10 protein-coding genes are annotated in these 11,933 nt (G+C 64.1%); 4 read left to right on the forward strand and 6 right to left on the reverse strand.

Annotation, left to right across the window (positions count from 1 at the left end; all coding sequences use genetic code 11):
- Positions 1–51 precede the first annotated feature (51 nt).
- From A4C63_RS01165 to A4C63_RS01180, 4 genes are all read right to left on the reverse strand, one after another.
- Positions 52–1,326, reverse strand: a complete 1,275-nt coding sequence (locus A4C63_RS01165) for an MFS transporter (RefSeq protein ID WP_063911164.1) — start codon at positions 1,324–1,326, stop codon at positions 52–54.
- 12 nt (positions 1,327–1,338) lie between these two features.
- Entirely contained in the window at positions 1,339–2,022 is a 684-nt protein-coding gene (locus A4C63_RS01170; protein ID WP_063911165.1) for a hypothetical protein, read from the reverse strand.
- A 167-nt stretch (positions 2,023–2,189) separates the two neighbouring features.
- Positions 2,190–3,539, reverse strand: coding sequence for a sigma-54 dependent transcriptional regulator (locus tag A4C63_RS01175; protein ID WP_063911166.1), 1,350 nt, complete (start codon positions 3,537–3,539; stop codon positions 2,190–2,192).
- On the reverse strand, positions 3,524–4,927 hold the full coding sequence (locus A4C63_RS01180; RefSeq protein WP_256202880.1) for a PAS domain-containing sensor histidine kinase: 1,404 nt from the start codon (positions 4,925–4,927) through the stop codon (positions 3,524–3,526). The genes A4C63_RS01175 and A4C63_RS01180 overlap by 16 nt, the downstream gene beginning before the upstream one ends.
- Positions 4,928–5,204: 277 nt before the next feature.
- On the opposite strand from A4C63_RS01180, the gene A4C63_RS01185 reads away from it, so the two are divergent.
- Positions 5,205–6,134, forward strand: a complete 930-nt coding sequence (locus A4C63_RS01185) for a malate dehydrogenase (protein ID WP_063911167.1) — start codon at positions 5,205–5,207, stop codon at positions 6,132–6,134.
- Positions 6,135–6,248: 114 nt separating this feature from the next.
- Here the strand turns inward: A4C63_RS01185 and A4C63_RS01190 are convergent, their stop codons facing one another.
- Both A4C63_RS01190 and A4C63_RS01195 read right to left on the reverse strand, forming a co-directional pair.
- Positions 6,249–7,070, reverse strand: coding sequence for an amino acid ABC transporter permease (locus tag A4C63_RS01190; protein ID WP_063911168.1), 822 nt, complete (start codon positions 7,068–7,070; stop codon positions 6,249–6,251).
- The gene (locus A4C63_RS01195) at positions 7,067–7,888 is read right to left on the reverse strand and encodes an ABC transporter substrate-binding protein (RefSeq protein WP_063911169.1); all 822 of its coding nucleotides are present in this window, start codon (positions 7,886–7,888) and stop codon (positions 7,067–7,069) included. Before A4C63_RS01195 ends, A4C63_RS01190 begins: the two co-directional genes overlap by 4 nt.
- A 118-nt stretch (positions 7,889–8,006) precedes the next feature.
- On the opposite strand from A4C63_RS01195, the gene A4C63_RS01200 reads away from it, so the two are divergent.
- The 3 genes from A4C63_RS01200 (at position 8,007) to A4C63_RS01210 (ending at position 11,925) form a co-directional block, all read left to right on the forward strand.
- Positions 8,007–8,891 (forward strand): homocysteine S-methyltransferase family protein, encoded by an 885-nt coding sequence (locus A4C63_RS01200; RefSeq protein WP_172827477.1) that lies wholly within the window; start codon positions 8,007–8,009, stop codon positions 8,889–8,891.
- 170 nt (positions 8,892–9,061) lie between these two features.
- Positions 9,062–10,333: a cystathionine gamma-synthase family protein gene (locus A4C63_RS01205; RefSeq protein WP_063911171.1), complete on the forward strand. Its 1,272-nt coding sequence runs from the start codon at positions 9,062–9,064 to the stop codon at positions 10,331–10,333.
- A 143-nt stretch (positions 10,334–10,476) separates the two neighbouring features.
- A complete protein-coding gene (locus A4C63_RS01210) occupies positions 10,477–11,925 on the forward strand; it encodes an amino acid permease (RefSeq protein WP_063911172.1) in 1,449 nt (482 codons plus the stop codon).
- Positions 11,926–11,933: the final 8 nt, after the last annotated feature.

Genomic DNA, 11,933 nt, shown 5'->3' on the forward strand with positions numbered 1-11,933 from the left:
AATGACTTGGCGCGGCATGGCCGTGCCGGCCTTTGGGGGGCGTGCAGCACGCTATATCTTGTCAAAGTGATTGGGCTGAGCTGACTGTTGCCGACTTGGATGTCCCTTGCGAAGGCCTGTCTGATAGGTGAGTAGTCCGATTGCAGCCACGATACCCAGAACGACGAAGGCTGCGCCATAGCCGAAATGTTGCGCGACCCAACCGGCAAGTGCGTGGCTCATGGCCGCGCCTATCCCCTGGATCGTCATCACTGCACCAAGCCCTGCATTGACGTGCCCAGTGCCGCGCAGGATGCAAGCGACAAGCCCAGGCAAGGCGACCCCCAGTAGACCCGCCCCGATGCCGTCAAGGGCCTGTACCGGAATCAGTGCCCACGGCGACTCCCAGAAACCGGCGATCAGCCCTCGCAAGGGCAAGGCCAACAGGGCGGTAATGATCAGTGCCCGATACCCGTGCCGAGAGGCATACCTCCCGGCCCAAAGTGCCACAGGAATCATCACCAGCTGCGCCACGATGACGGTCGATGCCGTGAAGACGCTGGGGTCGGCCAGCCCACGCGTGACGACCGACTGCGCCAGCAAGGGCAGCATCGCGGCATTGCCCAGGTGGAACAGCAGCATGGTGATCGCGAGCAGGCACAGCTCGCGCGAGTCCGTCAAAACCCGCACCAGGGAAGGCGAGGGGCTGCTACCTTGCGCAGGCAGGTTGCCGGTGAGGCCACCACCGCGGGCCCGCTCATGGTTGATGTCCTGTGGGTTGATCTTGCGCAAGCATGCAAGGGCTGCGCATGCCATCAGGGTCATCAGCACGAAGACGGCTGACAGCCCCCAGCGGTAGCCTGCCAGCCCGGCCAATGCAGCCGCGACCACGTTGCCGGCATGGTTCCAGGCCTCGTTGATGCCGAGCTGCCGAGACAAGTCTCTCTGATCAACGATGCCCAAGGTGATGCCCATGATGCCGGCGCCCATCAATGCGCCCACAGCACCCGTCACCACCTGGGAGGCGATGACGACGCCGAACGATGGCGCCGTCCATAGCGCTGCCGTGGCGAGAATGAGTGCAAGGGTGCCGCTTGCCAGAACAAGTCGCTTGTGGCGCGAAGCGTCGATCCAGGCGCCCATCGGCGTGGTCGCCAGCATGCCTGCGATGCCGCCGGCGGCCATCACGTAGCCGATGTCATCGGCGCGCCAGCCCTGGCTGGCCAGAAACACGCCGAGGAAGGGGCCCAGGCCATCACGGACGTCGGCCAGGAAGAAGTTGAGGCCGGACAGCCAGCGCCGTGAGCTGGCATGCGTCGGGGGTATGGAAGGTGTTGCCGGGTGCATAGCGGCATTCCCTTATGGCGCGCGGTCGTAGAGCGGCTGCAGGGTGGATAACGTGGTGCCCATGCTGACCGCTTCCAAAGCGGTGCCAAACGCATTGCGCGTGCCCAGCCCGGTGGCCGCGAACGGTGCGCCCGCCTGCACGGAAAGACGCAGGCTCTCTGGCGGAAAACGAACGATGCTGCCATCGCTCAGGATGACGCCGTTGGCCTCGCCCCGTGGGCCAGTGAGCACGGTGTCCACATGGCCTTCCACCTGCTGGGGCTGCAGACGCTGGGCGCGCAGGTGTGGCGGCAGCACTCGGCCTTCGCCAACTGGCGGCGGTTGGTCGTACACGGTGCGCCCGCTGTCGGCGTGGATGATGGCGTCGGCCCTGACCGTGCCTTGTGTCTCCGCCCGCCCGATGATGCGAACGGCGTCCCCCACCTTGACCGTGGCCGTGAGCGCATCGGCCATGTGCGGTGGAAACTTGGCAATGGTTCCGTCGCTCAGGCGCAGGCCGTCGACCTCACCGTAGGGATTGATGAGCATCCGCTGCACTTGGCCTTCCACAGTGGACTGGCCCATCAGGCCAGGGGCGTCCACTCCCTGATGCGGTGCCGGAGGGAGGTGGGGGGCGGCGGGCGGCATGGCATGTGCGCTGAGGCTACCCAGGCCGAATGCCAGCGCAACAGCCGTGGCGATGAAATACGTAGACATGGGAAAAGCTCCTTGGGTTGGGGAAACACCCAACCTGTAGGGCAAGCACCATGCCAAAAAATATTTACAATTAAATCAATTAGTTATGATCTTTCTGGCGGATGTGCCGTCCGATTCCGTGACGCCAGGGTGTCACGGAATCGGACACCGGTTTGCGTGCGAAGGGGTTAGTCCAGATTGAACTCGGCCAGCTTGCGGTAGAGCTGCTGGCGAGACAGCCCGAGGCGCCGCGCCGCCTCTGCGCGGTTGCCTGCCGTCGCAGCCAGGGCGCGGACGATCATTTCGCGCTCCAGGCGGGCAACGGCCTGTGCCATGGGGCCTTCCCAGTCGATGTCCAGGCCCGGGGTGAGCGCAGCCGCTGGCTGCAACCCGATGTGTTCGACATCGATGACCGGGCCGTGGCTGAGGATGGCCGCGCGCTCCATGGCGTTGCGCAGTTCGCGCACGTTGCCAGGCCAGGGATGGGCCAGCAGTAAGCGGGCTGCCGCCGCGCTCAAGCGCTTGGGCGAGTCGCCGCCCAGCAGGCGTAGAAAGTGTTCGGCCAGCAGCAACACGTCGCCCAGGCGCTCACGCAGCGGCGGCAGCCACAGGGGCACTACCTGCAGGCGGTACCACAGGTCTTCGCGGAAGCGCCCCTCTTTGACCGCGCTGGGCAGGTCTCGGTGGGTGGCCACGATGATGCGCACGTTCACCGGCTGGACGCGGTTGGCGCCCACGGGGGTGATCTCGCGTTCCTGCAGCACCCGCAGAATCTTCGCCTGCGTGGCCAGCGGCATATCGCCTATTTCGTCGAGGAACAGGGTGCCGCCATCGGCCTCACGAAAGCGCCCGGTGCGGTCATTGACGGCACCGGTGAACGCGCCTTTGACATGCCCGAACAGCTCGCTTTCCATCAGGTCGGCCGGGATCGCGGCGCAGTTCACTGCAACGAAGGGGCCGCTGGCTCTGCCGCTGTTGCGATGCAGGGCGCGCGCCACCAGTTCCTTGCCGGTGCCCGTCTCGCCGAGGATCAAGGCGGTGGCATCGGAGTTCGCGGCCAGCCCGATGCGCTTGAAGACCTGGCGCATGGCCTCGCTGCTGCTGACCAGTTCGGTTTCATCCACGGGTTCTCTTGCGGCAGCTGAGGCCCCGGCCGCCTGGGGCCTGTCCGGGGTGTGGGCTGCTCGCCGCAGGGCCCGTTCGAGCGTTTCGAGCAGGGCGGCCCTGGTCACGGGCTTGGTCAGGTGGTCAAACGCGCCCAGGCTCATCGCCTCGATGGTGTTGCCGCCACTCGCATAGGCGGTGAGCATGATGCAGGGCACCTGCGAGATGCGCGCCGCGCGGCGCAGGAACACCAGGCCATCCTCGCCCGGCAGGCGCAGATCGACGATGGCCGCATCCACGGCCTCGGTGCGCAGTCGGTGCAGGCCTGCATCGGTGGTTTCAGCCTGCAGCACCGCATGCCCCAGGTCTTGCAGCATTTCTGCAAGGCTGTCGCGGAACGCGGCGTCATCGTCGACGATCAGGATTCTGGCCACGGTAGCTCCATCTCTATACGCGTTCCCTTGGCCGACTCGGCGAGACCGACCCGCCCGCCGTGACCCTGCACGATCTCGCGCACCAGCGCCAGTCCCAGGCCGGTACCGCCTGCGCGGGTGGTGGAGAACGGTTCGAACAGTGTATCGCGCAAGTCGGCCGGAATGCCGCAGCCATCGTCCGCCACCCACAACAGCAATGCGCCACGGCGCGTGCGATGCGCACCAAGTTCGATTTCACCGCGTTCTTCCGTGTGCGCCAGCGCATTGAGCAGCAGGTTGTCAAAGACCCGCGCCATTTGTGCTGGGTCGAACAGCGCAACCTCCTTCGCGCTGGCGGTCAGCCCCGGTTCAACCGCCAGTGTGATTCGTACGCCTTTCTTTTGCGCCGCTTCGGCGTGGGCATTGCGCCGTTCCTCCAGCCATGCCTGCAGGTCAACCGCCTGGCGCTCGGCGTGGAACGGTTGGGTCAACGCCAACAGGCTCGACACCAGCGTCTCCAGGCGTGCCGTTTGCGACAGTACCGCCTCCAGGGCGCCAGCCACACGTGCTTCGCGCCGGTCGGCCGGGGCAGCCATCGCGTTCTCCACCTTCATGCGCATCGTGCCCAAAGGGTTGCGGATCTCGTGCGCGAGCCCGGCGGAAACACGCCCCAACGTGGCCAGGCGTTCGGACTGGGCCAGTTGCTTGCGCAGATGGGCGGACTGGCGCTGCCAACGCGAAATCATCCAGCCCAGCCATGCGCCGGAGACCACGACCAGCGCCAGCAGCAGGCTCACCGCGAGGATCAAGGTGTTGACTGTTTCTGTGGCCAAAAGCGGCACGCGCATCAGGGTCCAGGCGATCAGCTGCCGGTCAGCGCTCTCCACAGGGCATGCGGCGAAAGCCACGGCTTCGCGTAAACCTGGTCGCACGTCTGCCACGAGGCTTGCGGAATCCTGCGCGCGTTGGGCCGTGGAGGCAATGCGCTCCAACTCGGCACTCGGCGGATCGCGCTTGATTCCCGTGCCGTCGTAGGTTGGGAACGCGTAGGCCACCACGCCCGCATCCGCTCGCCAGAAGCCGCCCTCCATGCCCGGCTGGTCGCGCAGTGCCAAATCAAGCACCGCCTGTGCGGCAGCGGGGGGCATGAGGGAGGGTTGATCTTGCGCAGACGGAAGTTGCTGGCGAACGCGTGCTGCACCTGCCAGCAGCGCCTGGCAACTGGTCGAGGTAAGTTGGCGCGCCTGCGCAATCTGCGGGCCGGCGCCTTGGCGGCTGATGACCAGCAGCAGCCATCCCAGCACCAGCGCAACGGCGGCAATGGAAAGCCACAGAATCAGCAGATCACGTCGAACGGAGGGTTGCAGCGACAGGTCAGGTTTCCTTTGATGTGAGGCACCGCTGGTCAATCGGTGGGCGTTCTGATGGCAACCTTGCCAGATGGGAAATCGCCGTGCAAGGACACGATCAGTTGAATTAGCGGGGACTCTGTGGGAGCGGCTTTAGCCGCGAACACCGGCGCAGCCGGTGCCAGGCAACGCGTTGGATTCTTCGCGGCTAAAGCCGCTCCCACAGGGTACGCGTACCGCTTCCATTTGCCTTTGTGTGGCCTTTTCGCCTCAGCAGGCGATACTTCTGTGTATTGCAGGCGTGTTCCTGGTGGCGCGCGCCGCTGGGAGGTGTCACGTGAACAAACTGACAATCGTGGGTGCCGGCATGGTCGGCGAGGCGGCGGCGCAGATCATCGCTCGGGAAGAGTTGTGCCGTGAGCTGGTGTTGATGGATGTGCAGGGCGAGATGGCGCAAGGCAAGGCGCTGGACGTGTGGCAGGCGGCAGTCGAGTCGGGTTCCGATACCCGGGTTCACGGCGGGGCCAAGGCCGAAATGCTGCAGGGCTCCGAGCTGGTGGTCATCACCGCAGGGGTGCCGCGCAAGCCTGGGCAGTCGCGGCAGGATGTACTCAGTACCAACCTGCCCATCCTCGACGGCATCATGGCCGACATCAAACACCATGCGCCAACCGCGACGGTGCTGGTGGTGTCCAACCCGGTCGACGTGCTCACCTATCGCGCCTGGAGCCTGAGCGGGCAGGGGCGCAACAAGGTGTTCGGCCAGGCGGGTGTGCTGGATACCGCACGCATGAAGTGCTTCATCGCCGAGCAGACCGGGTTTTCCGCCCGGGATATCACGGCGCTGGTACTGGGCGGGCATGGCGACAGCATGGTGCCGCTGATGCGCTACTGCCAGATCGGTTCGGTGCCGCTGTCACACTTTCTGTCCGGTGAGCAGATCGAGCAGATCGTGGAGCGCACGCGCAAGGGCGGTGGCGAGATTCTGGGGTTGAAGAAGCTGGGCAGCGCCTGCGATGCGCCGGGCGTGGCGATTGCGCAGATGGTCGATGCGATCGCCAACGGGCGAAACCGCATCTTGCCGGCGGTGGCGATTCTGCAGGGCGAGTACGGGCGCACGGATATCGCCATGGGGGTGCCCTGCGTACTGGCAGAAGAGGGGCTGGCGCGGGTAATCGAGTTGCCGCTGGATGCGCAGGAGCAGGCGATGTTCGATCAATCGGCTGATCAGGTGGCGCGGGATATTGCTGAAATGAAGGCGCTGTAACGCTGTGGGAGCAGCTTTAGCCGCGAAGAATCCAGCGCGGTGCATGGCACCGGCTGCGCCGGTGTTCGCGGCTAAAGCCGCTCCCACAGTGTCACTGCCAACTCAGCCTGGCCCCTAGCGCTGATAAGCCTTGCCAAAATGCCGCTCCAGCCGCGCCTGCACCAGCTCCAGCAAGATCGACAGCACCCAGTAGATCACTGCCGCCGTGGTCAGCATCTCCAGGTACCGATAGCTCGACCGCCCGTACGACTGCGCCAGGAACATCACCTCCCACACCCCCATCACCGATATCAGCGATGAGTCCTTCAGCATCGAGATGAACTGGTTGGCGGTAGGCGGAATGATCACCCGCATGGCCTGGGGCAGGACGATATGCCAGAAAATCTGCGGCGTGCGCATGCCCAGCGCCAGCGCTGCTTCACGTTGCCCGCGCGCGACGCCAAGAATGCCGGCCCGGAAGATTTCGCTCAGGTAGGCCCCGTAGTTCAGCGACAGGGCAATGATACCGGCGCTGATGGCGCCCGGTACCAGGCCCAGCTGCGGTAGCCCCAGGTAGATCAGCAGAATCTGGATCAGCAGCGGCGTGCCACGGAAGAACGAGGTGTAGAAGCTGGCGACACCCACCAGCACCGCGCTGTTCGACAACCGCGCCAGCGCTGCGGCAAAGCCGAACAGCACCGACACCACCATCGAGCACAGGCACAGGAACAGGGTCAGCGCTGCGCCTTGCAGAAAGCCGTTGGGCCCCAGCTTGAAACCGGCGAGGTTGGGAAACTTCTCCAGGATGATCGAAAACTTCAGGTCGAAGCTGAGGAAAAACGCGACGAACAGGCCGAACAGCGCCAGCCAGGTCAGCAGCAGTCGGGTGCGAAAGCCGAACAGGCCGGCGCCCGTGGGCTTGACCACGGGCTTGGGGGATGGGGGAAAGGTGCTCATTTGCTGATATCGGCGCCAATCCATTTCTGCGACAGCTTGGCCAGGGTGCCATCGGCCTTCAACTCGGCAAACACCTGACGCACCTTGGCATCCCACTCGGGGTCGCCTTTCTCGATGGCTACCGAGTTCGGCTCTTCATACAGCGGGGCGCCGGCCAGCTTGAAGCGTTTGTCCTGGTTCAGGCGCGGCTGTGCGGTAACCAGGTTGGTGAGGATGGCATCCAGGCGTACACCGGCGCCCAGGCCCAGGTCCTGGAAGGCAACGTTGTCGGTGTCGTAAGGCGCGATCTGCACGAACTCGAAGGGGTATTCGAGCTTCTTGTCTTCGTTGCCTTCGATCACCAGGTTCTTGTTCAGGTAGCTCTCGTAGCTCGATGCACTGGTCAAACCCACCTTGCGGCCTTCCAGGTCCTTGGCGCCATGGATGCGCTCATCTTTGGCGTTGACCACGATCACCGCAGGCGATGCGTAGTACTCCACCGGGAAGTCGAACACTTCGGCGCGGGCCTTGCTCGGGGTCATCGAGCAGATGCAGATGTCGTAGCGGCCGCTCCAGCGGCCAGCGGCGATCACGTCCCACGAAGGGGTTTCCAGGCGCAGCTTGACGCCCAGCTTGTCCGCCACGGCCTTGGCCACATCCACGTCGAAACCGTCCAGCTGGTTCTGGTCATTGAGGAAGGAAAACGGCGGGTAGCTTTCCATCAGGACGTTGACCAGTTCCTTGCGCGATTCAACCCGCTCCAGCGTGGCACCGGCAAAGGCCTGGGAAGCAGTTGCGAGCAGCACAAGGCCCGCACCGAGCACAGTAGAAAATCGCATGGACATACCTGAAATGTTGGCCAATTATAGGAGGCTGTATTTAATAGTTATAAGTGTCACCCACATAGTGAATTTTATTCATAAGTACCTTTAGAGTAGTTATATGAAACAGCGAGCAATGGTAATTCTCGACGGTGGCATGGGCCGTGAACTGCAGCGCAGCGGGGCGCCGTTCCGTCAGCCCGAGTGGTCGGCGCTGGCGCTGAGCGAGGCACCGGAAGCGGTGGTTGGCGTGCATGCAGCGTTCATCGCTGCCGGTGCCCAGGTCATTACCAGCAACAGCTATGCGGTGGTGCCGTTCCACATCGGCGAAGAGCGTTTTGCCAAGGAAGGGCGACAACTGGCCAATATCGCCGGCCAGCTGGCGCGACATGCCGCCGATGCCGGTGCGCACCCGGTCAGGGTGGCAGGTTCGCTGCCGCCACTGTTCGGCTCGTATCGTCCGGACCTGTTCCAGCCCGAGCGTGTCGAGGAGGTGCTGACCCCCTTGCTGCAGGGCCTGGCCCCGCATGTTGACCTGTGGCTGGCGGAAACCCAGAGCTCGGTTGCCGAGGTGCGGGCCATTCACGGCCACTTGCCGGCAGACGGCAGGCCGTTCTGGGTGTCGTTCACCTTGCAGGATGAAGAGGTCGACGAGGTGCCACGCCTGCGTTCCGGCGAGCCGGTGGCCGATGCCATCGAAGCCGTAGTCGGCCTGGGGGTGGCGGCTGTGCTGTTCAACTGCAGCCAGCCCGAGGTCATTGGCGCTGCACTGGAGGTAGCGCGCTCGGTCATCGAGCGACACAACGCCGACATCGCCATCGGCGCCTATGCCAACGCCTTCCCGCCGCAACCGAAGGAAGCCACCGCCAACGACGGCCTGGATGAGCTGCGCGAAGACCTGGACCCGCCGGGGTACCTGGCATGGGCCAACGACTGGCGCGCGCGGGGTGCCAGCATGATCGGCGGCTGCTGTGGCATCGGCCCGGAGCATATTGCCGAGCTGAAACGCAACCTGGCGTGAAGCCGGCAGGGTGCCGGGCGGCTTCCGCGCCCGCTCGGCATCCTGCCATTAAAAAAAACGTTACTCAGACCCGGATTCCATCGTTTTTCAGTCCCCCCGCCATGCCCCTATAGTCCGCTGAAAGCCGATGCTGAATCGGTGTACACAACTCAGCGGTGCGGGAACCGGATATGAACAACAACGAAAAAATCGTGGGCAATGCAGCGGTCGGTATCGGTACACGAGTGGTGTGGAGCGGGGAGCAGGTCCAGCACCCGTACAACGCTACCCAGACCCCGATCGTGGTCAGTGCCGCCTACGGCTACAACGACATCGATGCCTGGTACGACGTGGCGCAGGGCAAGTTGCCGGGCTACATCTACAGCCGCATGAGCAACCCGACAGTCGCCACGCTGGAAGCGAAGCTGTGCGAGCTGGAGCAGTCCGAGTCGGCGGTGGCATTCAGCAGCGGCATGGCTGCCATCAGTGCCGTGCTGCACACGTTCCTCTCAAGCGGCAAGCGAGTGGTATCGACCCGCGACAGTTACGGCGGCACCAACAAGATTTTCGAAGAGTTCCTGCCGCGCATGGGCGTGCAGGTCTGCCTGTGTGACACCCTCGACACCGAGGCGCTGGAGCGCGAGATCGCCGCAGGTTGCGACCTGCTGTATCTGGAAACCCCAACCAACCCCACCCTGAAGGTACTGGATATCCAGCGCCTGAGCGCTGCCGCCCGGCAGGCCGGCGCCGTGGTAGTGGCCGACAACACCTTCGCTACCCCGCTGAACCAGAACCCGCTGGCCCTGGGCGTGGACGTGGTAGTGCACAGCGCGACCAAGTTCCTGTCCGGGCACGGTGACGTGCTGGGCGGGGTGGTGTGCGGTGCCGAGTCGTTGATGGCGCAGGTACGCCACTACCGCGAGATCAACGGTGCGGCGCTGGACCCGTTTTCTGCCTACCTGATTATCCGTGGTATCAAGACCCTGGCCCTGCGCGTGCGTCAGCAACAGGCCAGCGCCCAGGCCCTGGCGCATCACCTGACCACCGAACCGCTGGTTGAAGCGGTCAACTACCCCGGGTTGCCCCAGCACGCCGGCCATGCGATCGCCAAGGCGCAGATGCGTGGCTTCGGCGCCATCGTCAGCTTCGTGCTCAAGGGCGGCATGCCCACCGTAGCGCGGCTGCTGCCGCGCCTGAAGTACGCCCATCGGGCGGGCAACCTGGGCGCGGTAGAAACCATCTACGGCCCGGCGCGCACCACCAGCCATGTGGAAAACACCCTCGAAGAACGGCTGGCCCTGGGCATTTCCGAAGGGCTGGTGCGCATTTCGGTGGGCATCGAGGACACCGAGGACCTGCTGGCAGACCTGGCACAGGCGTGTGCATCGGTGCGTCAGGAGTTGGCCGCAGCAAAGGAGCTGCACGGTGACGAAGACGCCTGCCTGGCCGAAGCACAGGCCTGAGGCAGGCGTGTAGCACCCGCTCCTTGCGGTGGGTGCCACTTCATGAAGTCGAACAAAAACAATATGCAAGGCAATTCGCTTCGCTCTGCCAAGACGAGGTCGTTGCAACGTCCTTGCCCGCCAACTTTCATGAGTAAACCACAATGTCCCTGCAGACAACGACAACGAGAAATGCTTCGGCGCACAGCTTCAAGCAGGATATGCAAACCCGCCATATCGTCATGCTGGCGCTGGGTGGTGTCATCGGTACCGGCCTGTTCCTGACGTCGGGCTACACCGTCAACCAGGCGGGCCCGCTGGGGGCGGTCATCGCCTATATCCTCGGCGCGATCATGGTCTACCTGGTGATGATGTGCCTGGGCGAACTGGCAGTACACATGCCGGAAGTCGGCTCGTTCAGCAGTTACGCCACGCGCTACCTCGGGCCGGGTACAGGCTACATGGTGGCCTGGATGTACTGGCTGACCTGGACCGTGGCCATCGGCTCGGAATTCACCGCCGCCGGTATCCTGATGGTGCGCTGGTTCCCCGATACGCCGGTGTGGATATGGAGTGCGCTGTTCGGGTTTGCGGTGTTCATCAGCAATATCATTTCGGTGCGGTCGTTTGCCGAAACCGAATTCTGGCTGTCACTGATCAAGGTGCTGGCGGTGATTGCCTTCCTGGTGGTGGGCGGTGGCGCGATCCTGGGCGTTTTCGAAATTACCCAGGCGCACAGTGTCGGGCTGGGCAACTTCACCCGCGAAGGGCTGTTCCCTACGGGCTTCTGGTCGATCGCCATGACCCTGCTGGCGGTGGCCTTCGCGTTCTCGGGCACCGAGTTGATCGGCATCGCCGCTGGCGAAACCCGTGACCCGGAAAAGAACGTACCCAAGGCCATCCGCACCACGGTCCTGCGCCTGGCGCTGTTCTTCGTCGGCACCATCTTTGTATTGGCTACCTTGTTGCCGCGTGAACAGGCCGGTGTGGTTGAAAGCCCGTTCGTGATGGTCTTTGCCATGATCGGTATCCCCTATGCGGCGGACATCATGAACTTCGTCATCATCACTGCGCTGCTGTCGGCGGCCAACTCCGGGCTTTATGCTGCGGCGCGCATGCTGTGGACCCTCAGCGACCAAGGCAACATGCCCCGCCGGTATGCGGCACTGTCGCGTCGTGGCACGCCGTTCAATGCCATCGTCCTGAGCATGGCGGGTGGCATGGCTTCGCTGCTCAGCAGTGTGTTTGCCCCCGACACCATCTACCTGGCGCTGGTGTCCATTTCCGGGTTGGCGGTGGTGGTGGTGTGGATCAGCATCGCGGCCAGCCAGATGGCTTTCCGTCGCCATTACATCGCCAATGGCGGCAAGCTCGAAGACCTGAAGTTCCGGGTGCGCGGCTACCCGTTCGTGCCGCTGGCCGCCATCTTCTGCTGCGTACTGGCCTGCGTCGGCATTGCCTTCGACCCCGCCCAGCGCGTTGCCCTGTACTTCGGCTTGCCCTTCATTGCCTGGTGCTACCTGGCCTATTGGCTGACGTGCAAGTTCCGCCGCCGTCAAGCAGGCCCGCTGGAAGTCGTCGCGCCCGGTTCCGAGGCCGCCAGAGCAGGGTGATACTAGGC

The sequence above is a fragment of the Pseudomonas sp. p21 genome (genome assembly GCF_001642705.1).
Lineage (GTDB): Bacteria > Pseudomonadota > Gammaproteobacteria > Pseudomonadales > Pseudomonadaceae > Aquipseudomonas.